The sequence below is a fragment of the Natronomonas marina genome, from assembly GCF_024298905.1.
Taxonomy (GTDB): Archaea; Halobacteriota; Halobacteria; order Halobacteriales; family Haloarculaceae; genus Natronomonas; species Natronomonas marina.
Genome location: NZ_CP101154.1, coordinates 1,860,988 through 1,884,758, shown reverse-complemented (window position 1 = coordinate 1,884,758; position 23,771 = coordinate 1,860,988). Strand labels below are relative to the sequence as shown.

Annotated in this window: 29 protein-coding genes; 14 read left to right on the top strand and 15 right to left on the bottom strand. The window is 70.0% G+C overall.

Annotated features, from left to right (window positions below; genetic code table 11):
- Position 1 precedes the first annotated feature (1 nt).
- Entirely contained in the window at positions 2-373 is a 372-nt protein-coding gene (locus tag NLF94_RS10110) for a hypothetical protein (protein WP_254841347.1), read from the bottom strand.
- 206 nt (positions 374-579) lie between these two features.
- Between NLF94_RS10110 and NLF94_RS10105 the strand changes: the two genes are divergently transcribed.
- Together NLF94_RS10105 and NLF94_RS10100 are read left to right on the top strand one after the other, a co-directional pair.
- Positions 580-1,008 (top strand): hypothetical protein, encoded by a 429-nt coding sequence (locus tag NLF94_RS10105; protein WP_254841346.1) that lies wholly within the window; start codon positions 580-582, stop codon positions 1,006-1,008.
- Between the two features lie 194 nt (positions 1,009-1,202).
- Entirely contained in the window at positions 1,203-2,450 is a 1,248-nt protein-coding gene (locus NLF94_RS10100) for an RNA-guided endonuclease InsQ/TnpB family protein (protein ID WP_254841345.1), read from the top strand.
- 76 nt (positions 2,451-2,526) lie between these two features.
- On the opposite strand, the gene NLF94_RS10095 is transcribed toward NLF94_RS10100, so the two are convergent.
- Together NLF94_RS10095 and NLF94_RS10090 are read right to left on the bottom strand one after the other, a co-directional pair.
- A complete protein-coding gene (locus NLF94_RS10095; protein WP_254841344.1) occupies positions 2,527-2,925 on the bottom strand; it encodes an OsmC family protein in 399 nt (132 codons plus the stop codon).
- A 51-nt stretch (positions 2,926-2,976) separates the two neighbouring features.
- Positions 2,977-3,696 carry a metal-dependent hydrolase gene (locus tag NLF94_RS10090; protein WP_254841343.1) on the bottom strand — a complete coding sequence of 240 codons (720 nt, stop codon included), beginning with the start codon at positions 3,694-3,696 and terminating at the stop codon, positions 2,977-2,979.
- Between the two features lie 111 nt (positions 3,697-3,807).
- On the opposite strand from NLF94_RS10090, the gene NLF94_RS10085 reads away from it, so the two are divergent.
- The 3 genes from NLF94_RS10085 (at position 3,808) to NLF94_RS10075 (ending at position 5,332) form a co-directional block, all read left to right on the top strand.
- On the top strand, positions 3,808-4,233 hold the full coding sequence (locus NLF94_RS10085; protein ID WP_254841342.1) for a GNAT family N-acetyltransferase: 426 nt from the start codon (positions 3,808-3,810) through the stop codon (positions 4,231-4,233).
- Positions 4,234-4,361: 128 nt separating this feature from the next.
- On the top strand, positions 4,362-5,132 hold the full coding sequence (locus NLF94_RS10080; protein WP_254841341.1) for a fumarylacetoacetate hydrolase family protein: 771 nt from the start codon (positions 4,362-4,364) through the stop codon (positions 5,130-5,132).
- Entirely contained in the window at positions 5,132-5,332 is a 201-nt protein-coding gene (locus NLF94_RS10075) for a hypothetical protein (RefSeq protein ID WP_254841340.1), read from the top strand. The genes NLF94_RS10080 and NLF94_RS10075 overlap by 1 nt, the downstream gene beginning before the upstream one ends.
- Positions 5,333-5,339: 7 nt before the next feature.
- Here the strand turns inward: NLF94_RS10075 and NLF94_RS10070 are convergent, their stop codons facing one another.
- Positions 5,340-5,798 carry a transporter gene (locus tag NLF94_RS10070; protein ID WP_254841339.1) on the bottom strand — a complete coding sequence of 153 codons (459 nt, stop codon included), beginning with the start codon at positions 5,796-5,798 and terminating at the stop codon, positions 5,340-5,342.
- 99 nt (positions 5,799-5,897) lie between these two features.
- Between NLF94_RS10070 and yqeC the strand changes: the two genes are divergently transcribed.
- A complete protein-coding gene (gene yqeC / locus NLF94_RS10065; protein WP_254841338.1) occupies positions 5,898-6,620 on the top strand; it encodes a selenium cofactor biosynthesis protein YqeC in 723 nt (240 codons plus the stop codon).
- 139 nt (positions 6,621-6,759) lie between these two features.
- Complete coding sequence (locus NLF94_RS10060) at positions 6,760-7,107, top strand: hypothetical protein (protein ID WP_254841337.1); 348 nt, start codon at positions 6,760-6,762, stop codon at positions 7,105-7,107.
- A 21-nt stretch (positions 7,108-7,128) separates the two neighbouring features.
- Here the strand turns inward: NLF94_RS10060 and NLF94_RS10055 are convergent, their stop codons facing one another.
- From NLF94_RS10055 to NLF94_RS10040, 4 genes are read right to left on the bottom strand one after another with little or no spacing between them, the layout of a single operon-like run.
- Complete coding sequence (locus tag NLF94_RS10055; RefSeq protein ID WP_254841336.1) at positions 7,129-7,833, bottom strand: SDR family NAD(P)-dependent oxidoreductase; 705 nt, start codon at positions 7,831-7,833, stop codon at positions 7,129-7,131.
- Between the two features lie 56 nt (positions 7,834-7,889).
- The gene (locus tag NLF94_RS10050; protein WP_254841335.1) at positions 7,890-8,498 is read right to left on the bottom strand and encodes a molybdenum cofactor guanylyltransferase; all 609 of its coding nucleotides are present in this window, start codon (positions 8,496-8,498) and stop codon (positions 7,890-7,892) included.
- Entirely contained in the window at positions 8,491-11,640 is a 3,150-nt protein-coding gene (gene fdhF, locus NLF94_RS10045; protein ID WP_254841334.1) for a formate dehydrogenase subunit alpha, read from the bottom strand. The genes NLF94_RS10050 and fdhF overlap by 8 nt, the downstream gene beginning before the upstream one ends.
- A complete protein-coding gene (locus tag NLF94_RS10040; RefSeq protein WP_254841333.1) occupies positions 11,637-13,145 on the bottom strand; it encodes an NADH-ubiquinone oxidoreductase-F iron-sulfur binding region domain-containing protein in 1,509 nt (502 codons plus the stop codon). Before NLF94_RS10040 ends, fdhF begins: the two co-directional genes overlap by 4 nt.
- Before the next feature lie 92 nt (positions 13,146-13,237).
- Here NLF94_RS10040 and hisC point away from each other — a divergent pair, with 92 nt between their 5' ends.
- The 4 genes from hisC to NLF94_RS10020 are packed head-to-tail and all read left to right on the top strand — an operon-like array spanning position 13,238 to position 16,011.
- Positions 13,238-14,305: a histidinol-phosphate transaminase gene (gene hisC / locus NLF94_RS10035; RefSeq protein ID WP_254841332.1), complete on the top strand. Its 1,068-nt coding sequence runs from the start codon at positions 13,238-13,240 to the stop codon at positions 14,303-14,305.
- The gene (locus tag NLF94_RS10030; protein WP_254841331.1) at positions 14,302-14,808 is read left to right on the top strand and encodes an adenylate kinase family protein; all 507 of its coding nucleotides are present in this window, start codon (positions 14,302-14,304) and stop codon (positions 14,806-14,808) included. Before hisC ends, NLF94_RS10030 begins: the two co-directional genes overlap by 4 nt.
- Entirely contained in the window at positions 14,805-15,434 is a 630-nt protein-coding gene (locus NLF94_RS10025; RefSeq protein ID WP_254841330.1) for a CDP-alcohol phosphatidyltransferase family protein, read from the top strand. The genes NLF94_RS10030 and NLF94_RS10025 overlap by 4 nt, the downstream gene beginning before the upstream one ends.
- Before the next feature lie 40 nt (positions 15,435-15,474).
- On the top strand, positions 15,475-16,011 hold the full coding sequence (locus NLF94_RS10020; protein ID WP_254841329.1) for a multiprotein bridging factor aMBF1: 537 nt from the start codon (positions 15,475-15,477) through the stop codon (positions 16,009-16,011).
- Here the strand turns inward: NLF94_RS10020 and NLF94_RS10015 are convergent.
- The gene (locus NLF94_RS10015) at positions 16,008-16,190 is read right to left on the bottom strand and encodes a hypothetical protein (RefSeq protein WP_254841328.1); all 183 of its coding nucleotides are present in this window, start codon (positions 16,188-16,190) and stop codon (positions 16,008-16,010) included. The two genes, NLF94_RS10020 and NLF94_RS10015, sit on opposite strands and share 4 nt — an antisense overlap.
- 105 nt (positions 16,191-16,295) lie before the next feature.
- Between NLF94_RS10015 and NLF94_RS10010 the strand changes: the two genes are divergently transcribed.
- Positions 16,296-16,988: a DUF47 domain-containing protein gene (locus NLF94_RS10010; protein WP_254841327.1), complete on the top strand. Its 693-nt coding sequence runs from the start codon at positions 16,296-16,298 to the stop codon at positions 16,986-16,988.
- A gap of 76 nt (positions 16,989-17,064) precedes the next feature.
- Complete coding sequence (locus tag NLF94_RS10005; protein ID WP_254841326.1) at positions 17,065-17,280, top strand: DUF7511 domain-containing protein; 216 nt, start codon at positions 17,065-17,067, stop codon at positions 17,278-17,280.
- Here the strand turns inward: NLF94_RS10005 and NLF94_RS10000 are convergent, their stop codons facing one another.
- Positions 17,281-17,907 (bottom strand): hypothetical protein, encoded by a 627-nt coding sequence (locus NLF94_RS10000; RefSeq protein ID WP_254841325.1) that lies wholly within the window; start codon positions 17,905-17,907, stop codon positions 17,281-17,283. It abuts the gene before it with no gap.
- Between the two features lie 79 nt (positions 17,908-17,986).
- On the opposite strand from NLF94_RS10000, the gene tpiA reads away from it, so the two are divergent.
- Positions 17,987-18,631: a triose-phosphate isomerase gene (gene tpiA, locus NLF94_RS09995; protein ID WP_254841324.1), complete on the top strand. Its 645-nt coding sequence runs from the start codon at positions 17,987-17,989 to the stop codon at positions 18,629-18,631.
- Between the two features lie 9 nt (positions 18,632-18,640).
- On the opposite strand, the gene NLF94_RS09990 is transcribed toward tpiA, so the two are convergent.
- From NLF94_RS09990 to NLF94_RS09970, 5 genes are all read right to left on the bottom strand, one after another.
- Positions 18,641-20,533 carry an ATP-binding protein gene (locus NLF94_RS09990; protein ID WP_254841323.1) on the bottom strand — a complete coding sequence of 631 codons (1,893 nt, stop codon included), beginning with the start codon at positions 20,531-20,533 and terminating at the stop codon, positions 18,641-18,643.
- A gap of 48 nt (positions 20,534-20,581) precedes the next feature.
- On the bottom strand, positions 20,582-21,031 hold the full coding sequence (locus tag NLF94_RS09985) for an acyltransferase (protein ID WP_254841322.1): 450 nt from the start codon (positions 21,029-21,031) through the stop codon (positions 20,582-20,584).
- A gap of 63 nt (positions 21,032-21,094) precedes the next feature.
- Positions 21,095-21,373, bottom strand: a complete 279-nt coding sequence (locus NLF94_RS09980) for a hypothetical protein (protein WP_254841321.1) — start codon at positions 21,371-21,373, stop codon at positions 21,095-21,097.
- 31 nt (positions 21,374-21,404) lie between these two features.
- Positions 21,405-22,616 (bottom strand): DNA polymerase IV, encoded by a 1,212-nt coding sequence (dinB, locus tag NLF94_RS09975; protein ID WP_254841320.1) that lies wholly within the window; start codon positions 22,614-22,616, stop codon positions 21,405-21,407.
- Positions 22,617-22,683: 67 nt separating this feature from the next.
- Positions 22,684-23,769, bottom strand: coding sequence for an SMP-30/gluconolactonase/LRE family protein (locus NLF94_RS09970; protein WP_254841319.1), 1,086 nt, complete (start codon positions 23,767-23,769; stop codon positions 22,684-22,686).
- Positions 23,770-23,771 lie beyond the last annotated feature (2 nt).

The following is a 23,771-nucleotide window of genomic DNA, read 5'->3' as shown; positions in this document are numbered from 1 at the left end:
CTCAGTTCCGGTAGACGCAGTGGAAGCCGGCGACCCGCTGGTAGAAGGCTGGAATCACCTCGGTTCGGAGGTCCGCGTCCGGGTCCGCCGCGAACGCCTCCCGCGTCCGGGCGCGGGCGTCCTCGATTGCGGTCCCGACGTGGGGCGGGACCCCGCTGTCGTCCGTGGCGCCGATGTAACTCCAGACGAACGCCGTCTCCAGACGGTCGAAGAACCGCTCCGTCGGTGCGAACTCGGCCGTCCCGCCGTCGACCAGGCGGTAGTACGTCTCCCGGATGAGCCGTCGGCCATCGCCGAGTCCGTGATCGGAGAACGAGGTCGTCGTCGTGCAGTCGTCGGTCCGCTCGTCGTCGGTGCCGTTCCGTGTGCTCACGTCGGTACGTCGTTCCGATTACTATATGTAACCTGTATCGTCGTGCGAAAAATTCGCACGACCGGCACCGACACGCCGATTACCGAGACGTAACCGAGTAACCTATCACTCTCCTAACCTTTAATGGTTACTCCTCACAACCAGGTAAGTGTCCGTTAGCTTCCGGCCGGCGTCGGTCGGAGGCTCTCCGACGGAGGTACCCGAGAATGGTCACGATACTCAGCGGCCTGATAGGCGGATTGCTCGCAACCATCGTCATGACGGTGTTCATGATGGCGCTCGGCGACGACTCGCCGCCGCCGACGGCGGCGCTGTGGGCGAAGTACGTCGGCGACGGCCCGGCGGACGACTACGTGATGCCCGGGATGGTGCTGCACCTGCTGTACGGGGTCGGCGCGGGGGCGGTCTTCGTCCTCGCCGTGCCCGCAATCGGGTTCGGACTGGACGGGGTGGTCGCCGCGGTCGCGGCCGGCGTCGTCTTCGCCCTCGTGCTGACCGTCGTCGGGATGGTCTTCTGGATGAACGTCGTCCTCGCGATGGACGCCGCACCGAAGACGATGGCGATGTTCGGCGTCTTCCACCTCGTCTACGGGGTCGTCCTCGGCGGGGTCGTCGGCGCGGGCGTGCTGGGCTGAGTGCTCGGTTCCGGCTCGGGGTCGAAACGCAGGCGTTCGAGCGTTTTCGAGGTGGAGCCTCCGGCCTCAAGGAGCGACCGAAGCGTAGCGAAGGGAGCGAGTAGGCCGGAGAGGAAACCGACATGGTACGACACAACCAGCATACGGCGACCGACTCCCGAATATTTAAGTACCGTCGGGTGTTCTCTGAAGTCATGGAGGTGCGTCGAACCGCCGCCGTGAAGCTTGCCGTTTCCAACGAGCAACGCGACGCACTCCACCGAACCGCCGAACAATACCCGTACTGCGCGAACCGAACCGCCGACTACTGTTGGTCCGGCACCTCGTTCACCGAGTGCAAGACCAACAAGCGGCAGGTGCGGGACGCGCTCTACTCCGAACTTCGAGAGGAGACAGACCTACAGGCACAATTCGTCCAAGCCGCCATCCGACGCGCCGTCGAAGCCATCAAATCGTGTGTCGGACGCTGGAAGAAGGGACAGCGCGTCTCTTGCCCCACGTTCACCGCCGAAACGATGGACTACGACACGCGGAGCGCGACCTTCTACCGCAACAAGGTGTCGCTGTCAACCGTTGAGGGGCGAATCGAACCCTCGTTCGTTCTCCCGGCAGACAGCCCGACGCCCCACGAACGGTACGTACTCTCCGAGGACTACGAGTTCCGAGAGAGTACGCTTCGGTACGACGCGGCAACCGACGAGTTCTACCTCAACATCTCGACGCGGCGGGTAGACGGCGACGCAGAGGTTTCGGCAGATACCGGGCACCCCGACCAAACGGTCCTCGGTATCGACCTCGGGGTCAACAGCCTTGCCGTCTCATCGACCGGCTTGTTCTGGCAGGGAGACGAATACGACCACTGGTGCCGCGAGTTCGAGAAGCGGCGTGGTGAGATGCAACAGCGCGGCACTCAATCCGCGCACAACGCTTTGCTCCGACTCGGGAAGCGTGAAAGAGCATGGCGGAAACAGTACATCCACACGGTCGCTAACGAACTTGTCGCGGAAGCCGTCAAACACGACTGCGATGTAATCGCGTTCGAGGAGTTGACAGATATTCGAGAGCGGCTACCGCAAGCGGAGTGGCACCACGTCTGGGCATTCCGCAGGCTGTTCGAGTACGTCTCCTACAAAGCGCCCGAACAGGGGATCTCCGTGGAGCAAGTCGAACCGAACCACACGTCTCAACGCTGTTCTCGGACGGATTGTGGGTTCACGCACGAGGACAACCGCCGCGGAGAACAGTTCTGTTGCCAGAAGTGCGGCTACGAGGTGAACGCGGATTACAACGGTGCGAAGAATATCGGGCTACGGTACGCCCGAAAGCGGACACACAGACTCCGTTCCTCGCCCAAGTCGGGGAGCGGAGACGCAGAAGTAGACCTGCGTGTGAATGGTGGGACGTTGAACGGCGAGAGTCACCGGCCTATTGCTGGTGACTGATTGCCGGGAGTCCACATCAAAGCCCCACCCTCAAGGACCGAGGCGCGTATGCGCCGAGGGAGTAGGGTGGGGTAGTTTACAAGGCGTCGGTCGTCACGTCGACGTCGGCGTGTAGCGACTCCTTGAGGGAGTCGTGGACGTGGCAGATGTCCTCACCGAGTTCGAGGAGTTCCGCCACCTCGTCGTCGTCGAGGTCGGCCTCGATGTGCATCTGGAAGCTGATCGAGGTGAGGTCGTCGTCGTCGTTCAGGTCGGCCTCGGCGGCCGTCTCGACCTTCCCGAGTTCGACATCGAGTTCGCGCTGGGCGCCGGCGCGGCAGGCGAAGGTGAAACAGGAGGCGTAGTCGGCGACCAGCACCTCGTTGGGTGTCGGCCCCTCCGCGCCAGTGGCGTCGATGCTCAACTCGAAATCGCCGGCGCGACTCAGTGCGTGGAACTTCTCCTCGTTGACGGTGGTGGTTTCGATGTCGGCCATTGCGGGTTCGGCTTGGCCCGGCGACGTTAAAAAGGTAGTCGGACCGGACCCTCAGAGTTCGAAGCTCTCGTCGCCAGCGAGGACGACCGCCTCGGCACCGGTCCCGGTCGCCTTCAGTTCGCGCTCGAAGTCCGCCGGGTCCATCTCGATGGGTGGGAACGTGTCGTAGTGCATCGGGGCCGCGTAGTCGACGTCGAGCCAGTCGGCGGCGATGGCGGCCTGGGCCGGTCCCATCGTGAAGTGGTCGCCGGCCGGCAGCGCCGCGAAGTCCGGTTCGAGGAACGGCCCGATGACATCGCGCATCTCGGTCAGCAGGCTGGTGTCACCGGCGTGGTAGAAGGACGTGCAGTCGGGGTCGGACTCCTGGGTTGGCTTCTTGTCGCTGACGACGAAGCCCGCCGGGACGCCGGCGGAGGCGCCGTAGTCGGTTTCGATGCCGTTCGTGTGGGCCGCCTGCGTCATCGTCACCCAGGCGTCGCCGCACTCGACGGTCCCGCCGATGTTCATCCCCATCCCGCCGACGGCGTCGTAGTCGCCGAAGTTGTCCTCGAGGTAGGAGACGAGCTCCGGTACCGCCACCAGACCGCTCCCCTCGTAGCGGTCGACGTCGCCGATGTGGTCGGCGTGGCCGTGCGTCAGGAGGACGTAATCCGGGTCCAGCTCCTCGGGGTCGGTGTCGGTCTTCGGGTTCTCGAAGAAGGGGTCGATGAGCAGGTCCGTGTCGTCCACCGAGACGTGCCACGTCGAGTGTCCGTGCCAGGTTAGCTCCATAGCGCGTGAACCTACTCGCGTCGACGTATTAAGAGTGGGTGACGCCCCCGAGTGGACCCGCTCCGGCCCGCTACCGCGCGAGTTATCCGGTCCCGGAATACTAGCGGGAACATGGACGTACGCCGCGTCGAGACCGACGACGAACTGACGGACGCCCTCGCGGTCCGCCGGGAGGTGTTCGTCGACGAGCAGGACGTCCCCGAACACAGGGAACTGGACGGCCGCGACGACGCGGCGACGCACTTCGTCGCCTACGACGGCGACCGACCCGTCGGAGCGGCTCGACTCCGGGCCTACGACGACGCGACCGCGAAGGTCGAACGCGTGGCGGTGCTGGCGTCCGAACGCGGACGGGGTCTCGGCCGGGAACTGATGGACGCCGTGGAGACCCAGGCAATCGGGGACGGCTACGAGGCCGTCGTCCTCCACGCCCAAGTTCCAGTCGTCGAGTTCTACGAGCGGTTGGGCTACGAGGTGACAAGCGAGCCCTTTGAGGACGCCGGCATCCCCCACCGCGAGATGCGGAAGGACCTGTAGACGGACGCCTCCCCCGGGGCACGGCCGAGGCGCAACTCGACGGGCGCTTTCGTACGCGTCCCCGCGGCGGCGGGGAGAGCAACCGGGCGGCACGAACCCTTTTTTGGCCCCCCGACGGAGCGGGGTGTATGCGACACGTCCGATTCCGCGACCCCGCTGGCGACGTTCGTGGCGGCGAGTGGACCGGCGAGGAAGACGCCGAGATTCGCGCCGATCCGGTCGACGGGAACCGCTTTTCGATCACCCCGGAGTTCTACGCGGCCGACGAGGTCGAGATACTGCCGGCCTGCGATCCTTCGAAAATCGTCTGCGTCGGCCTGAACTACGCCGATCACGCCGCCGAACAGGGCAAGGAGATTCCCGACCGGCCGCTGCTCTTCCTCAAGCCGCCGAACACCGTCGCCAGCCACGACTCGACCGTCGAGTTGCCCGCCGGCAAGGAACGACTCGACTTCGAGGCCGAACTGGGCGTCGTCGTCGGCGAGCGGTGCCGGAACGTCGACGCCGCCGACGCCGCCGACGTCGTCGCGGGCTACACCTGCGTCAACGACCTCTCGAACCGCGACGACCAGGCCGTCGAGACCAACTGGGTCCGGGGGAAGGCCTTCGACGACGCCGCCCCCATCGGGCCGGTCGTCGCCTCGCCCGACGAGGTGCCCGAAGACGCCGCCGTCCAGTGTCGCGTCGACGGCGACCTCCGGCAGGACTCCTCCCGCGCGGAGTTCATCTTCTCCGTCCCCGAGTTGATCGAGGAGATAACGACCTACATGACGCTGGAACCGGGCGACGTGGTCTCGACCGGTACGCCCGAGGGCGTCGGCCCGCTGGCCGACGGCGACACCGTGGAGGTGACCGTCGAGGGCGTCGGGACGCTGCGGAACGACGTCGAAATTCCCTGATGTTCTACTGGTTCCGGCCGCCGATTCACCTCTGTGAGTCGGCCGACCCCGAGCGGGCGCTCTGCGGGGCGCGGGTGACCGGCGTTTCGCCGACGGTCCGGCCGTTCCCCGAGGACGCCGACCCGGTGGAGTACTTCGAGGACCGAAACGCCGAGGTCTGCGGCAACTGCGAGCGCGTCCGCGAGGCCAGACGGGAGTAGCCGCGGCCTACAGGAACGCCGGCGTTCGCCCCAGCAGGCCGGCAACGACGAGCAGACCGACCGCGAGCAGGGCGGCCGCCAGGTAGAAGGGTCGCGCCTTGCGGGCCGGTTCCCGTATCTTCCGCTCGTCGACGCCGCGTCTCGCCTTCGCGCTGCCGATTTCGACGGTCGCGGCCAGCCCCAGCCACAGCGCCACCATCGCGAGGACGAGGTATCCCCGAGAACTGCCGGTGAGCGACTCGACGGTGTACCCGGTACCGGCGAGGTGCCCGCCAGTGACGAGCATCAGCAGGGCGCTGATTCGGGTCACCCACTGGAGTTTCGAGACGACGCTGCCGAAGGCCTCCGGCGAGATGTCCCCGTCCATCGCCAGCGGTAGCACGGCGGCGACGACGAACAGCACCGACCCGCTCCACAGGGCCGCGAAGGCCGTGTGGATGGTGTACATCGCGGTGTCTACGACCATGCCGAAGGCCGCGGGCGGCAGCCACTAATAGACACGACATCCGGCAGCGCGGACGACGCCCGTCGGCAGCGTTTTCCGACGCCGCGTCGACCGTCGGGCATGGAACTGGCCGACGCGTTCGCCGCCGAGGGCCTCCTCGCCGTCGTCGGCGCCGGCGGCAAGAAGTCGACGCTGTACGCGCTGGCGGCCGACCTCGACCGAGCGGTCCTGACCGCGACGGTCCGCATCCCGCCGTTCGATGGCCACGTCGAGCGACTGGCCGTCACCGGGGAGCCGGGTGGGGTCGTCGAGTCGAACGACGCCTGGCCGCTCGGCGTCGTCCCGGGGCGGGACGGCGACCGCGACCGCTATCTCGGCTACGGGACGGCGACCGTGGACGACCTGGCCGAAGCGACGGACGCCCCCGTGCTCGTGAAGGCCGACGGCGCCCGCCGCCGCTGGCTGAAGGCACCCGCCGACGACGAGCCACAGGTGCCCGCCGCCGCGAGCACCGTCGTGCCGGTTGCGAGCGCCCGGGCCGTCGGCGAACCGCTCGACGCCGAGCGGGTCCACCGGCCCGAACGCATCGCCGCTCTGACCGGCCTCGCGGCAGGTGAGGAGATACGCCCCGGCGACGTGGCGACCGTCCTGACCCACGAGCGGGGCGGCCTGAAGGGCGTCCCCGACGGTGCCGCGGTCCGCCCGCTCGTGAACATGGTCGACGACGCCGACCTGGAGGCGACGGCGCGCGAGATAGCCGCAGAGGTCGTCGCCCACCCGCGGGTCGAGGCGGTCGTCCTCGGGCGGATGGACCTCCGGAAGGTCGTCGACGTCGTCGAGTGACCGACGCTGGACCGACTGACACCCGATCTTCCCCTCACCGTGACTCGACGGGCGGTGAGTTCGCTCGATACGGTCGCGTGTCGAGTACCGACCCGGAGCGGAACGCTGAAGCCACCGACGGACCAACGCCGAGTATTCCATGTCGTCCATCTCTACCCTCCGTGACCGGATCCGTCCGGGTGCGTTTATCGTCGTGGTTCTCCTCGTCGGGGGCGCTACGTACTTCGAGTTCCTGGTTACCGAACCGAGTCCGTACTCGTTTCTTCTCTGGATAATCCTCGTTCCACTGTTGCTGGTATCGGCAGCAGTGAAGGGGGTCCGTAGCCACCGGCTCTACCGGCCGCTCACGTTTGGTAGTTTTATCGCTATCGGGGTGCTCCAGTATCTCGACGGTGAGTGGTACCTTCTCGCCGGTCTGTTCGTTCTCGCTGGGATCGGCGGGCTGATCTCTGCCCTCCTCTCAAGGGAGACCCCTGCACCATCGTAACCCTGCTGGTAGGGGTCGTGCTCAGAACTCCTCGACGTGCGGCCGGAGGTCCAGTTCGAGCGTCCACGCCGAGCGATCCTGCTCGACGAGGCTCCAGTAGGCGTCGGCGATGGCGTCGGGGTCGAGGTACTCCTCGCCGGCTTCCTCGGGGTCGACCTCCGGCGGCCGGATCATCCCATCGACGACGACGTGGGCGACGTGGACGCCCTCGGGGCCGAGTTCGCGCGCCATCGATTCGGCCATGCCGCGGCAGGCGAACTTGGCGGCGCTGAAGCCGACCGCGCCCTCCCGGCCCCGGACCGATGTGGTCGCGCCGGTGAAGATGACGGTCCCGCCGTCGCCGTCGACCATGTCCTCGACGGCCGCCTGCGAGCAGTGCAGCGCCGCCTCCGGTCCGACCGACAGCGCCCGCCGGAACGCCTCCGGGTCGGCGTCCAGCAGGCCGTCCCACGACGCCGCGCTGGCGTGGTTGACCAGCACGTCGACGGGGCCGAACGTCTCGGCGATTCGGTCGAAGGCGTGATCGATGGTCATCGGGTCCGCGAGGTCGGTCGGCACTGCCAGCGCCTCGCCCGGTGTCTCCTCGCGGAGTCGCGCCGCCAGGTCGGTCAGGTACTCCTCCGAGCGGGCCAGCAGTGCGACCGAACAGCCCTCCTCGGCGAAGCGCTCCGCCACCGACGCGCCCAGCCCCGGCCCGACGCCGGCGACGACCGCGGTTCGTGACATGACTCCCGAGAAGCGCGCCGGCACAAAGAGTCTGTGGCCGCCCCGGCGGGTCGGGACTACTCCAGCCGGTCGGCCGCGTCCCGCAGGTCCGCCGGCGTGTCGACGCTCTCGAAACTGGCCAGCGTGCCGTGAGCAAGCAGGTCCGCCCGCTCGACGACCTCGAAGTCCAGCGAGAACACCGGCTCGACGAGGCGGGGCTCCCCCTCGGCGAGCGCGTTCTCGCAGGCCGCTGCCATCTGCTCCGGCCGGTAGACCGCGTGCAGCGGTTCGAACCACTCGGCTGGCTTCGGGACGGCCGCCTCGTGCCCGGCCGCCCGCTCGAAGAGGTATCTCAGCAGGCCCGGATCGAGGAACGGCATGTCGCAGGCGACGACGGCGGCGTAGTCGGCGTCGGTCGCCCGGAGTCCCGTTTCGACGCCGGCGACGGGGCCGCGGTCCGGGTCGGCGTCGATGGCGAAGGCAGGGTCGCGGTCCGCCAGGACCGCAGCTATCGCCTCGCGCTGGTCGGCCCGGCAGTTGACGACCAGTTCGTCGGCGACGGCGGCCAGCGCGTCGGCGACGCGGGCGACGAGCGGGCGGCCGCCCACCTTGAGGACCGCCTTCTCCCGGTCGCCCATCCGCGTCGAGCGGCCGCCCGCGACGACGACGCCGGCCCGATCAGTCATCGGTCGCCACCGTCGCCGGCGTCTCACCGTCGACCGGCCGGACCCGGACGCTCGCCACCTTGTACTCCGGGATGCCGCTGGTCGGGTCGTAGTGCTCGCCGGTGAGTTCGTTCGCGGCCCCCTCCGCGAAGTGCATCGGCACGAACACGACGCCCTCGCCCGGGCGGTCTGTGACCCACGCCCGGACCGTTATCTCGCCGCGCCGGGAGGCGACGCTGACGGTGTCGCCGTCGGCGATGCCGAGGTCGACGGCCGTCTCGGGGTGGATTTCGACGAAGCTCTCGCCGACGTGGTCGGTCAGGGCGTCGACGCGGCGGGTGAGCGTCCCGGTGTGGAAGTGATACAGCACCCGACCGGTCGTCAGCGTCAGCGGGTACTCCTCGTCGGGCAACTCGCCCGGCTGACCCATGTCCGCGGGGACGAACCGGGCGCGTCCGTCATCGAAGTTGAAGCCATCCTCGTAGAGGAACCGGGTCCCGGGGTCGTCGGCGTCGGTGCAGGGCCACTGGAGGCCGCCCTCCCGTTTCAGGCGGTCGTGGCTGATGCCGCCGTAGATGGGTGCGACGCGGGCGATTTCCTCCATGATTTCGGCGGGGTCGGCGTAGTCCCAGTCGGCGCCCATCCGGTTTGCGAGCGCCTGGACGACCCGCCAGTCCGGGCGGGCCTCGCCCGGCGGGTCGCGGATTCTGTCGACCAACTGGACGCGGCGCTCGGTGTTGGTGAAGGTGCCGCGCTTCTCGGCGAAGGAGGCCGCCGGCAGGACCACGTCGGCGTGGGCCGTCGTCTCCGTCTCGAAGATGTCGACGACGGCGAGGAACTCCAGTTCCTCGAGGGCTTCCTCGGCGTGGTCGACGTCCGGCTCCGACAGCGCCGGGTTCTCGCCCATCACGAACAGCCCGTCGAGGTCGCCGTCGTGAATGGCCTCGAACACCTCCGTCACCTTCAGGCCCACCTCCTCGGGCGGCCGGACGCCCCACTCGGCCTCGTAGCGGTCGACGACCGCCGGGTCGGTCACGTCGCCGTAGCCCGGCAGTTTGTTCGGCAGCGTCCCCATGTCGCCGCCCCCGCCCTGGACGTTGTTGTGCCCGCGGAACGGCGACAGCCCCGCGTTCGGCTTCCCGACGTTGCCCGTCAGCAGCGCGAGGTTCGCCATCGCCAGGACGTTGTTCGTGCCGTGGCTGTGCTGTGTCAGCCCCATCGCCCAGCCGAAGACGACGGACTCCGCCGACGCGACGGTTTCTGCGGCCCGCTTCAGTTCGGCGGGTTCGATGCCGGTCAGTCGCTCGACCTCGGCGGGCGTGAACGGCTCGACCTTCTCGCAGAGTACGTCGAAGTGGTGGACGTGCTCGTCGACGAAGGTCTCGTCGTGGAGCCCGTTCTCGACGATATGACGGGCCATCCCGTTGAGCCAGGCGACGTCGTAGCCCGGCGTCGAGCGGAGGTACTGGTCGGCGTGCTCCGCGATTCCGACCTTCCGGGGGTCGACGACGACGAGGTCGGCGCCGTCCCGGACGTTGCGCTTGATCTTCGTCGCCAGCACCGGGTGGGACTCGGTGGTGTTCGTCCCCGACAGCAGGTAGGCGTCGGCGTTCGCCACGTCCTCGATGCTGTTCGACATCGCGCCGTAGCCGACCGTCTGCAGCAGTGCCGCCACCGTCGAGGAGTGACACAGTCGCGCGCAGTTGTCGACGTTCGGCGTCTCCAGCACGGTCCGGGCGAACTTCTGGAGCAGGTAGTCGTCCTCGTTCGTGCACTTCGAGGACGCGAAGGCCGCGACCGAGTCGGCGCCGCCCGTCCGCCGGAGGCGTCCCAACTCGGCGGCCACCCGGTCGAGGGCCTCCTCCCAGGTCGCCTCGCGCAACTCGCCGTCCTCCCGGACGAGTGGCGTCTCCAGGCGGTCGTCGCGCTCGACGAAGCCGTAGCCGAACTTCCCCTTCACGCAGGTCGAGAAGTCGTTCGCGGGCGCTGCGTCGGGGTCGGTCGCCCGGACGCCCAGGATCTCCTCGCCCCGCGAGTGGACGTCGAACCGACAGCCGACGGCGCAGTAGCCGCAGGTGGTCTCGGTCGTCTCGATGCGCCGCTTGCGGGCGTCGGCCACCCGCGTTGCGACCCCGAAGAGGATGCCCTCCGAGAGCACCTCCGCGGCGACGTCCTCCGCGAGGTGTTCGCCGGCCCGCAGCGCACGGCTGCCGGCGTCTTTCGCGCCGTCGGCGGCCCGCCGCTTCGCCCGCCGCATGAATCCCGACACGCCGGGGTCGGCGTCCTCGCCGGTCGCGGCCCCCGTCGACTCGCGTTCGAGAACCGACCCGACCGAGTTGCGCTGGCTGAATCCCGGCAGCGGCATCGTGGTGGCGTCGACCAGTCCCTCCTCGACGAGGCTGCCCGTCGGACACACCGTCGCGCAGTGGCCGCAGGTCACGCAGGTAGAGTCGGCCATCGTCTCGGCGTCCGTCTGGAAACCGATGCGGGTGTCCTCGCCGCTCCCCTCGACGCGGAGGACGCCCTCGACCTGGACGTCGTTGCAGGCCTCGACGCAGCGGTTACAGAGGATGCACTTGTTGCGGTCGACGTTGATGGGCGAGGTGGCGTCGAGCGGTTCGTACGCCCCGCGGTCGTCGAAGACGCCGTACCGGGGGTGGGTGACGCCCGCCTCGATTGCGGCGTCCTGCAGTTCACAGCGGCCGTTCTTCCCGCAGGCCGTACACCGGAGGTTGTGGTTCGACAGGACCAAGTCGAGGTTGACGCTCCGGGCGGTCTCGGCGTCGGGGGCGTCGGTCCGGACGACGGCACCGTCAACGGCCGGCGTCGAGCAGGCGGCGACGAGTTCGCCGTCGGCTTCGACCGTGCAGGTCCGGCAGGTCGAGCGGGGACCTATCTCCTCGCCGGCCTCGGTCTCGCGGTCGTAGTGACACAGCGCCGGCACCTCCTGGCCCGCGGCCTCGACGGCGTCCAGTAGCGTCCCACCGGGCGGGACCGCAATCGTCTCGCCGTCAACGGTGAGGGTGGCTGCTTCGTCCCCGTCGAAGCGAGGGGGGTCGTTGGCCGTCCCGGTCCGGAAGTCCTCCGTCAGCGGCGTTGACGGCCGCGGGTCCTCGACGTCGAGGTCCGGCACGCCCGGCGTCGGGCTGTCGTCTGCGCTCATGTCAGCCCCTCGCAGGCACCCGCGGGACAGCGCCCCTCCGCGTGGGCGCGGAACTCGCTTTCGAACTCCGCGAGCGCGGTCCGGACCGGGCGCGCGGCCGTCTCGCCGAAGTCACAGAGGCTCGTGGTCGCCATCACGCGGCTCAACTCCCGGATTTCGTCGGCCTCGAACGACCCGTCGTAGACCGCCCGCAGCGCCTCGTGGAGCTGTTTCGACCCCTCCCGACACGGGACGCACCGGCCGCAGTTCTCCTCGCGGGCGAACGCGGCCCGCTCGCCGACCGCCGCGACGACACACCGCTCCGAGTCGAGGGCCTCGAGGACGCCCTCGGTGCCGAGACCGGCGGCGGCGAGCGCCGGTCCGCTCGCGGGCACGTCGAGCGAGCGGGTCAGCCCGCCGAACCGTCCGCCGACGACGAACCGGGGGGATTCGGGCGTCTTGACGGCGCCGAGCGCGACCGACAGCGAGGCGTCGGTCGGTACCTCGACGACGGCCGGTTCCGGCACGTCGCCGCCGACGGAGACCAGGCGGGTCCCGGGGTCGACCGCGCCGGCGTCGAAGGCGCCGGGGTCGCGCCACAACTCCGCCAGCCCCAGCAGCGTCCGTGGCGTGTGCACCAGCGTCGGGCGGCCGTACAGTCCCCACTCCTCTGGACCGGGGGGACGCCGGCGAGCCTCGACCCGGTCGGCGCCCTCCAGCGCCTCCAGCGCCATCGTCGGCTCGCCGACGCGGAACGACCCCTCGGCGGTCGCGATCTCCCAGCCGTCGACCGCCGCGAGTCGGTCCCGGAGCGTCCCGTCCGACGCCGGCGCGAAGGCGACCACGTCCTCGGCGCCGACGATCTCGGCGACGGCGTCGGCGGCGTCCGCGACCCGTCCGGGAGCGGCCGCACAGCAGAGCCGGTCGGCGCGGGCGGCGGGGTCGGCGTCGTTGGCGTGGACGACGACGACCGCCTCGCCGTCCGCACTCCGGGCGCGTTCCCAGGCGTCCGCGACGGCCTCGTCGGCGGTGACGTCGGCCCGCCCACGCCCCCGGAACCCGACCTTGCGGGCGGTCGCAAGCGCCGCCTCGGGGTCCTCCCGGACCCGCGGGGCGACGGGGTCGGCCACGGCGTCCGGCGGGTGCCACCCGAAGCCGTCGAGAACGCGGCGGCACCCGGCCGACAGCGGTCCCGCCGACGGCCACGGAACTTCGCCGTCCTCTGCGGTCGCTACGACGCCTCCCTCCGGCAGGTCGCCGCGCTCGCAGGCGTCGACGATGCGTGTTACTGTCGCGTCGGTGACGGCGCCGTGCAGTGCCGTTCGGCCGCCGACCGACACGAAGACGTGCGGCCCGCCGGCGGCGCCCGTCAGTCCCGTCTCGACGACTTCCGTCCGGTCAGACCGCTGGCGTGCGGTTTCGAGGAGCGTGCCGCCGTGGTCGGGACCGTCGATTTCCGCGTCTGGGCCACCGACTGCCACGCGAACGGTCGGTCCCTCGTCGGTCGGGCCGGGTGACTCCGTCATCCCGTCCACCGAGGGCCGAATCGGTGAAAAGCGTTACCGCGTCTCGCAGGAGATGGACGCCTACTTATGCCGCCGTGCCCAGAGAGTCGCGTATGCAACCACGGGACCTGTCGGCGCACGTCGCCTACGAGGCCGGCCGCGGCGTCGAGGAGGTCGCCCGCGAACTGGGGCTCGACCCCGGGGAACTCGTGAAACTCTCCTCCAACGAGAACCCGTTCGGCCCGGCCCCGGCGGCCGTCGAGGCGATACGCGAGACGGCGGCGGCGGCCCACACCTACCCCAAGTCGGCGGCGACCGACCTCCGGGAACGGCTGGCCGACGAGTGGGCGGTCGTGCCGTCCCAGATATGGCTCGCCAACGGCGGCGACGGCGCCCTCGACTACCTCGCTCGCGCGATGCTGCTGCCGGGCGAGGCAGTCCTGGTCCCCGCCCCCGGGTTCGCCTACTACGCGATGAGCGCCCGCTACCACCACGGCGTCGTCGAGTCCTACCCCCTCGAGAAGGCCGACGAGTTCGCCCAGACGCCCGAGACGGTGCTTCCCCACTACGACGGCGAGCGCATCGTCTACCTGACGAGTCCCCACAACCCCACCGGCAGCGAGGTGACGCTGTCGACCGTCGAGACGATTGCCGAGGAGACCGACGAGGAGACTCTCGTCGTGGTCGACGAGGCCTACGGCGAGTTCTCCGACCGGCCCTCCGCGACCGGCCTCGTAGAGGAGCGCGACGATGTGGCGGTCCTGCGGACGTTCTCGAAGGCCTACGGCCTCGCCGGGGTCCGCCTGGGCTACGCCATCGTCCCGGAGGCGTGGGCCGACGCCTACGCCCGGGTGAACACGCCGTTCGCGGCCTCCGAGATCTCCTGTCGGGCCGGCCTCGCGGCCCTCGACGACGAGCACCACGTCGAGAGGACCGTCGAGACCGCACGCTGGGCTCGGGAGTACATGGACGAGCACCTGGCCTGTCCGACCTACGACAGCGCCGGCAACTTCGTCCTCTGCGAGGTCGGGGACGGCACCGCGGTCGCCGAGGCCGCAAAGCGCGAGGGCGTCATCGTCCGGGACACCACCTCCTTCGGCCTGCCGGAGTGCGTCCGGGTCACCTGCGGGACCCGCGAGGGGACCCGACGCGCCGTGGAGGTGTTGAACGACGTCGCATGAGGGTCGCCGTCACCGGCACCCCGGGGACGGGGAAGACGACGGCCACCGACCGGGCCGACACCGACCTCGACGTCGTCCACCTCAACGAACTGATCCGGGAGGAGGGTCTGGCGACCGGCGAGGACGACGAGCGGGACAGTCTGGTCGCCGACCTGGAGGCGGTCGAGACACGCCTCGCCGACCGCGAGGACGTCCTCGTCGAGTCGCACCTGGCCCATCACCTCGCCGTCGACCGGGTGGTGGTGTTGCGGTGTCGCCCGGCCGAACTGCGCGAGCGACTGCTCGACCGCGGCGAGAGCGAGGCCAAGGCCACGGAGAACGCCGAGGCCGAGGCGCTGGACGTCGTCCTCTCGGAGGCGGTCGACGCCCACGGTCTCGATTCGGTCTACGAGATAGACACGACGGACCGCTCGCCCGAGGCGGTCGCCGCCGACCTGGAGGCCGCGATTGCCGGGCGCCGCGAGCCGTCGGCCGGGGAGGTGGATTTCACCGACCACCTATGACGCTGGACAGACTCCGCCCGGTCGCCGAGCGCGCGCTGGACCCGTTCGTGACCGCCGCCGACCGGGTCGGTCTCTCGCCGGACGGCGTCAGCGTCCTCGCGTTCGGGTTCGCCGTCGCCGCCGGCGCCGCCTACGCGCTCGCGGGGCAGGCCGTCGCCGGGTTCGGCCCCGACCCGCTCATGTACCTCGTCGGCGCCGTCTTCGTCTTCCTGAACGGCTGGATGGACCTGCTGGACGGCGCCCTCGCCCGCCGGCAGGGCACCGACTCGAAGGCAGGCGACCTGCTCGACCACGTCATCGACCGCTACGCCGACATCGTGGTCGTGGCCGGCCTGGCCGCCGGCACGGGCCGCTACCTGCTCGGGTTCCTGGCCGTCACGGGCGTCCTGATGACCTCCTACCTCGGGACGCAGGCGCAGGCGGTCGGGCTGGACCGCGTCTACGGCGGCGTCGTCGGCCGGGCCGACCGCCTGGCCGCCATCGGCGGCGTCACCGCCGTCGCCGCTGTCTACCGGGAGCCGCTGGCCGGCCTGTCGCTCGTCGGCTGGCTGCTCGTCTTCCTCGCCGTCGTCGGCCACCTGACCGCGCTGCAGCGGTTCTACTACTCGATGGCCGCCGTCGAGTAGTCGGGGAAACCCTTTTGCGCCCGAGCGGCAAGGGTCGGACATGGTCCAGTGTGAGATGTGCGGCGCCGAAACGGGGTCGCCGAAGACGGTCAAAATCGAGGGTGCGGAACTCGAGGTGTGCGACGACTGCGCCGACTTCGGCACGGAGGTCCAGACGCAGGACACCTCGTCGACGTCGACGAAGTACTCGACCTCCTCTTCGTCCTCGTCGTCTTCGTCCGCCTCGAGCGGCGGCTCGTCCGGCACTGGCGGCGGTGGCGGTGGCGGCGGGAGTCGCCGCGACATGTTCGACGAGATGGACGAGGTCGTTCCCGACTACGACCAGCGCATCCGCAACGCCCGCGAGAGCGAGGGCCTCACCCAGGAGGAACTCGCCAAACAGCTCAACGAGAAGGCGAGTCTCATCCGCAAACTCGAGCGGGGCGACGTCCTCCCGAGCGACAAGGTCCAGCGGAAACTCGAGAAGGCGCTTGGCATCTCGCTGTCGGAGGGCGGCGGCGGCGACGACAGCGAGTGGTCGAGCGACTCGTCCACCGGCGGCACCACGCTGGGCGACGTCGTCAAGCGGAAGGACTAGCTCTCGAACAGCACGTCATCGACGGCCGGATTGACGACCACCTTCTCGGTTCCGTCCGCGGGTTCGTCCAACTCGACCGCCAGCAGCTCCGACCCCTTCTTCGGCGTGTAGGTCCGCTCGACGACCGTTCCCAGCCGTGGCTCGCCCTCGACCGACACCCAGACGCGGCGTCCCGTCATGGACGCCGCTTGGGACTCGTCGTCCCTGTATGCGTCGGTCCCCGCCGGGATAGGTGTGAGAAACAGTCACGAACGTCGTCGAACGACCCGCTCATAGCAGCCGTGATGGTCGTCCGCGGACTCGGGACGCCCATGTCCGGTCACGAACCGGCGGCCGTCGCCGTCGTCCAGGGGCGGACGGAACTGTTCCTGGCGGAGGTACGCGAGTGCGTCGAGTCGCTACCGAGCATCGTCGACAGTTATCGGACCGATCCGGCTGTCTTCTCCGAGCGAGTCGCGGGTCTCGCGGCCCAGGAGTCGGTCTGCAACGAGGCAGCGCGCGAACTCCGGGTCGCCGTCAGCGAGTCGGCGGCCGCCGACGCGTTCTTCTACCCGGCGGGGCAGTTCCTCTCGCTGGTCGCGGCCATCGACGGCGTCGCTAACCGGGCCGAGCGGGTCGCCACCGAACTGGCGACCATCGAGCCCGCACTGAGCGCGCGGTGCCGGGAGGCGCTCCGCCGGATGGCCGAGACCGCAATCCGGGCTTTCGACGCGCTGGCGGCCGCGACGACCGCCTACGTCGAGGCCCTGGCGACCGGCGGCGACACCGACGCCGGGGTCGACTCCATCGAGCGGGTCCGCGAACTCGAAAGCGAGTGCGACGACACCAGACGGGCCGCCCTCCGGATGGCGTTCGACGACGCTCCCACCGCCGAGGCGCTGGCGCTCCGGGCCGTCCTCCACGAGGCCGACGCCGTCGTCGACGGCATGGAGACGGTCGCCGATTCGCTCGACGCCATGCGGGCGACGTGGTTGTGAGGTCTCGGGAGCCCTATGGAGTCCCCCGGACGGCCACTAGCAACGGTTTTCCCCCGGTCGATTCATCGCTCCGACGATGACAACCACGGGCGAGGACGCGGACGCCGCCGGCGACGAACCGGCGACGGACGCTCGCCGGCCACCGATAACGCTCGAATCCAGCCTCGTCAGGTACGACGGCGACCCCGACCGCCGGACGATATACCCGCCGGGAATCTCCTCCGTCGCGCGGATGTCGACATGGCTGAGCGCCGACAGCGACGCCTTCGTCGACCTCGAGGACGCACGCTGACTACCCCTCCGGCAGCAGGTAGGCCGGCGCGTCCGCGCCCTCGATTTGCCCGCCGTGGTACCACACCAGGTAGTGGGCTGCGTCGGGGGCCTTCGAGGCCTCGAAGACCAGCTGGAGGCGCTTGCGCTCGCCGGGGTCGAGTTCCGAGTACCACGTCAGCCGCCGAATCTCGGCCTCGCCGTCGGGCTGGTTGACCTGCGACAGCGAGACGTCGCCGAGGGCGTGGCGGTGGTCGTACTCGGCGCCGTCGACCCGGAGAACGAACTCGTAGTCGGTGACGGCATCGAGCGGCTCCTCGCCGCGGTTCGAGAGCGCGAAGTCGTAGGCGAGGACCCACCCTTCCGGCGGTTCGTAGAACTTGAAGCCGTCGCCGTCGTCGGGAGCGTACCGGACGCGGTCGTGGCCGTGCCAGCCGAGCGCCTCCAGCGTCAGGCCGCTGTCGGCGGTCGCAGCGGGACTGAAGCGGCGCGACGCCGGCACCGAGTCGGCGACCTGGCGGTCGGGGTCCTCGGCCGGCGGCGGCGGGGTCTCCTCGCCGCCACCGGTCGGTTCGGGCTCGACGAACCCACAGCCGGCCGTCGCCGCGGCGGCACCGGCGAGCACGGTCAGGGCGGTTCGTCTGTCCACACACCTTCTGTCGGTCCCGGGATAAAAGACGTTGTCCCGAAAGGGTAGCTATTTCCCCCCGGGACCACGCCTCTCGCCCATGTTCGTCCTCGTCAATCTGAAGGCGTACCCCTGTGACCCCGTCGCGGTCGCCGACGCCGCGGCGGCGGTCGCAAACGACACCGGCGTCCGCATCGCGGTCGCGCCGCAGGCGGCCCACCTCGCGTCGGTCGCCGACACCGGCGTCGAGACGTGGGCCCAGGACATCTCGCCCGTCGAGCACGGCTCTCACACGGGGTCGACGCTCGCGGAGGCGGCCGCCGAGGCAGGCGCCGCCGGGACGCTCCTGAACCACTCCGAGCGCCGGCGCAAACTCGCCGATATCGACGGTAGCCTCCGGGCGGCCGAGCGGGCCGGCCTGGAGACGGTCGTCTGCGCGAACAATCCCCAACAGATCGCCGCGTCGGCGGCGCTGGAACCCGACGCCGTCGCCGTCGAACCGCCGGCACTCATCGGCACCGGCACGCCCGTCTCGAAGGCCGACCCCGAGGTCGTCACCGACTCCGTCGAGGCTGCGGCGGCCGTCGGCGACGTGCCCGTCCTCTGTGGCGCGGGCATCTCGACCGGGGAGGACCTCGCGGCGGCGGCGGAACTGGGCGCCGAGGGCGTCCTGCTGGCCTCCGGCGTCGCCAAGGCCGACGATCCCCGCGCCGCTCTCGAAGCGCTGGTCGAACCGCTGGCGTAGCGCCCCGCCTCAGGCCTCCGGCCAGGCGCCGGCGCCCTCGCTTTCGTCGCCCGGGGCGGTCTCCCCGGGATCGCCAGTCCCGCCCGTCTCCTCGTCCGGCGTCGACAGCGGCGCCTCGACGTCCTCGACGAACGACGCCTCGACGGCCCGGACGATGCGGTCCCGCTCTGTCTCGGAGATTCCATCGTCCATGGACAGCGGGTCGACGGACTCCTCGGCGACGAGCGCGGGCAGGGCGTACTCGTGGCTGCCGGTCGCGGCGTGTTCGACGAGACCGCGCCGCCGCAGCGACCGGTTGGCGGCGTACGCGGCCGTGCGGTCGCCGGACCCGCCGGCCGCGGCGTGGGCCGCCTGCGGCGTCGCCGGCCCGTACTCGCGGTAGTGTCTGAGCATCGCTCGCTCGACGTCCTCGAGGGCCGCGATTTCCCGCCGCAACCGGTCGGTCAGGGACTCGCCGACGGGCGGCGCGTCGTCGTCCTCGCCGGTCGCCGAGGTCGACGGTTCGGGGTCGGTCTCGGGATCGCGCCCCGTCGAGGCGTCGGACGACGAATCGACCGACGATTCGGGTTCTTCGGAGGATTCCGCAACGTCGGGACCGTCGACGCCGGCGAGTTGGTCCAGCAGGTCGTCCCCGTCGTCGGTCTCGTCGGTAGTCTCCGTCGCTTCCTCGACGGTCTCCTCCGGCGTCTCCTCGTTTCCGCCCGACGACTCGCTCGCGTCGGGTACCGGCGTCGACGCCGGTTCCTGGTCGCCGCTCTGGATGGCCTCCAGTTCGGCCTCGAGTTCGGGGTCCCGGCGGACCGGGCCGGTCGCGGCCTCCTCGAGTTCGCTCTGCCGGCCGGGGGCGGCCGACAGCGGCCGGCCCGTCACCTGCTCCATCATCGCCCGCGAGAAGCGGTCGGCCATCTGCTTGAGGTCACGGGCCTCCGAGAGCTGTCGTTCCAGGTCGCGGATACGCTCCTCTTTCTTCTCGAGTTCCCGCTCCAGGTCGGCGATGCGGTTCTCCCGCTGTTCCTGGGCCTCGGTGATCTCCTCGAGTTCGCCCAGCAGGTCGCCGCTGACGCTCTTGAGTTCGGGTCGCTCGAAGTCGTCGAGACCGGGCGTCGCGCCGGCGTCGAAGGTCCGCTTGCGCTCGAACTGGACGACCCGGACCGCCTCGTCCCAGTCGGTCTGCAGGAAGCACTCGCCGTCGTCCATCTCCTCGATGTGGTCGGCGTAGTCGCTGCCGAGGATGCGGCCGACCACCTTGGTGTCGTTGTTCCAGGTCAGGCGGTGCCAGACGAGCCAGTCGCACTGCGTGATGAAGTCCTTCTTGACGTCCGCCGGTCGCTGGCTGATGCCGACGATGCCGAGGCCGTGCTTGCGGCCCCGCTTGCCCACCTTGATGAGCATCCGGCCGCACTCGTCCATGCCGCCGCCCTCGGGGATGTACTCGTGGACCTCCTCGACGAGCATCAGGAACGGCTGCTTCAGCTTCTTCTCCTTTGCGAACAGCTGTTTCGTCACCTCGGTCAGCAGTTCGCGCGCCTCGGACTCGTCGAGGAAACTGGAGACGTCGAGGATGATGGGGACGTTCTGTTCGAGCGCCAACTCGGCAATCTTCTCGGCGTGCTCGACGTTGACCCGCAGGTCGCACTCCTCGTCGGCGCCGACGTGGAGGATTTCGTACTCCTCCTTCAGCCCGTAGTACTCGCCGTCGATGTCGACGATGAGGATGCCGTACCCCTGGTCGAGCAACTTCTCGCAGATGACGCTCGCGGAGTTGGACTTGCCGCTACCGCTCTTGCCGGTGACGAACGAGCGGCCGGTCAGTACGTCCACGACCGGGAGTTCGACCGGGCTGCCGGCGTCCTCACCGCGACTCACCTCACCGATGGCAATCGTCTCCTTGTCCTCGCCCATTGGCGGACTGGAGAGGCGCGCCGCACATAGTTGTCAGTCAGACGGTCGTCATGCGCCGTCGTCTCGTCGACCCCCCCGGACGACGGTCCCGGCCGGAACGTTCTCCTCGACGGTCACGCCAGCACCGACGACGGCGTCCTCGCCGACCGTGACCCCCGGCAGTACGACAGCGCCGGCCCCGACGAACGCGCCCGCCTCGAGAACGACCTCGTCGAAAACGTCGTTGCGGAACTCCATGCCCGCCTCGTCGATGTCGTGAGTGACGCCGACGACGGCCGCGTTCGGGCCGACCTGCACTTCCGGTTCGAGGCGTGCGTTCTCGACGTAGGCGTTGGCGTTGACGTCGGTCGGACCCGCGATATCGGACTTCTTCACCGAGGTCCGCTCGTATATGCGGACGCCGTCGTCGACGTCGGAGTCGTGGACGGTGACGTACTCCCGGATTTCGGCGTCGCCGACGGTCGAGTTCTCGAGGCGTGCGGTCTCGTCGATTCCCATGCCGGCGCCTCGCCGCGGTCGGTAATGAGGCTGTGGCCCCCGGTCGCCCGGCGGGCCGGCGCGCTACCCGTCCGCCCGGATGACCCAGTGGTTCTCGTCCTGCCGTATCAGGACGGACTCCTCGCGGAGTTTTGCGATGTAGCCGGTCGGCTGGTCGAGCAGTTCGTGGTCGGCGTCGACGCGGACGAGGTTGCCGATGAGTTTCGCGGCGGGCGGCTTCTGGGCGGCCCCGCAGTCGTAGATGGTGATGAACTCGTTGCCGTCGCTGGTCTCGTGGACGATGACGTGGGCGTGCGGCGCGAGCCGCCACCGCTCGTCGCCCGCGACGGCGAGGTGGTTCACGACCCGGGGTTGGGGGGCCAGCGACAAAAGGCTACTCGAACTCCGTGAGGTCGACCTGCCCCCCGGAGTCCCGGCGGTAGCGCCGCCGGATGCCACTCCCTTCGCAATCGCCGTCGCTCTCGCCCTCCCAGGCGTCGAGGCTGGCCTGCCGGCGGTCGGCGAAGGAGAGCTTCGACACCCGGACGCCGAGTTTCCGCACGGTCGTCTCCTCGAACTCCGAGAGCAAATCGAGGGCGACGCCCTCGAGGAGGTCGGGGTCGTCGACCGGCCCCGACAGCGACCGCGCCCGGGTGTTGACGTCGAAGGGCGGTTCGACGACCTTGATGCCGATGGTCTTGTAGAGGGCGCCCTTCGCGGTAGCGCGGTCGGCCACCTCCGCTGCCAGCGCCCGGACCCGCTCGCGTTTCTCCTCGGGGTCGTCGGTCGCCTCGACGAAGGCCGACTCGCTGGAGAGGCTCTTCGAGCGGCCCGTCGGCTCGACCTCGCGGTCGTCCTCGCCGCGGGCCTGGGCGTGGACGTCCCGGCCGCGCTCGCCGAAGGCGTCGACCAGCGCCGATTCGTCGGCGGCGGCGACGTCGCCGGCCGTCTCCAGGCCCATCGCCCGCAGTTCGCGCGCGGTGACCGGGCCGACGCCGTGGAGGTCCGCGACGTCCATCGGATCGAGGAACGCCCGGACCTCGCCGGGCGGGACGACGACGAGTCCGTCCGGTTTCTCGGCGTCGGAGGCGAGTTTCGCGGTCGTCATGTTCGGCGCGATGCCGACGGAGGCGACGACGCCGGCCGCCGCCTCGATGTCGGCCTTCAGTCGGCGGCCGAACGCCGCCGCGTCGTCCCACGCGAGGTCGCCCAGATCGAGATACGCCTCGTCGATGGAGACGTTCCGGACGGTCTCGCCGGCCGCGTCGAGGACGGCCTGCACCGCCTCGCTGACGGACTCGTAGTACTCCATGTCGACGGGGCGGTAGACGCCGGTGTCTTCGGGGTCGTCGGCGGTCGCCCGCCGCGGCAGCAGTTCCAGCGCCTCCGAGATGGCCATCGCGGACTCGACACCGTACTCGCGGGCCTCGTAGCTGGCGGTGGCGACGGCTCCGTGTGCCTCGCCGGCCTCGTAGCCCATCCCGACGACCACCGGCTCGCCCGCCAGGTCGGGCTCCCGGAGCCGCTCGCAGGCGGCGTAGAAGCAGTCCACGTCGACGTGACAGACCACTCGGTCGGGCGTCTCGACGCCCGGAAGCCGCGCCATGGCGGCCGTTGGCGGGCCGCCGTCTATAAGATTGCGAGAGCGGGGTGAAACTGGAGCGTCCCGGCCGTCAGTCCAGGTCGTACCGCACGACGCGCTGGCCGAACAGCGACCCGAGGTACAGCGCCCCCCCGTGTGGCGTCGCCGACGTGACGCCGAAGACACCGCCGTCGGGGTCGTGGAGGCTCTCGATCACCTCGCCGCTCTCGTCGAGGCGCAACACGAGTCCGTAGGGGTCGCCGTTTATCTGCTCCATCGCGGCCGTCGGGAGCTTGCCGAGCTGGCGCTTCAGCCACGGTCGGGGATGGAGACCGTCCAGGGTCTCGTCGCGCGGCGTCGGAATCGCCAGCCAGTGGGTGCCGTCGTCCGCGACCTCGACGTTGTCCGGGTAGCCGGGGAGGTTCTCGGCGAACCGCTCGGCGTCGCCGGCGCGGTCGCCGTCGAACCAGTACCGGGTCACCCGGTAGCGGGAGGTCTCGGTCACCAGCAGCGACTCGCCGTCGGCGTGCGGACAGACGCCGTTGGCGAAGCCGAGTCCGTCGAGTTCGACGGTCGTCTCGCCGCTGTCGGGGTGGTACGCCAGGAGCCGGCCGGTGTCACGCAACTCGAACAGTTCGTCCTGGAAGATGTCGTGGACGGTCGCGTCGCTGAAGTAGACGGTGCCGTCGTCGGTGACGTGGAGGTCGTCGGCGAAGGCGATGGACTGGCCGTCGGCCCGGGCCGAGAGCGTGGTCACCTCGCCGTCGGGCCCGACGGACTGCAGGCCGGCGTCGGTCGCACACACCAGCAGGTCCTCGCCGTCGAACGTCATTCCGAGCGGCCGGCCGTCGACGGTTGCGAACCGCTCGAGGTCGACGTCCGTCGTGGTGGCGTCGACCGGCTCGACGGTTCGGACGATATCGTCGTCCTCGGTGCCGGTGTAGAGCCGGCCGTCGTCGTCGAAGGCGACGTCCTCGGGGCCCTCGCAGGTGACGACGGTCTCGGCGCCGGCGAGTTCCCGGTTCGGCGCCAACGCGCCGGTCATCTCGGGCGGCTCCGGCGGGTGCCACTCGGTGGGGTCGATGCGGGAGTCGACGAGGGTCGCGGCGCCGACGAGTCCGGCCCCGCCCAGGACGACCGTCGCCAGCGGGTGCTCGCGGGCGAACTTCAGTACCATGT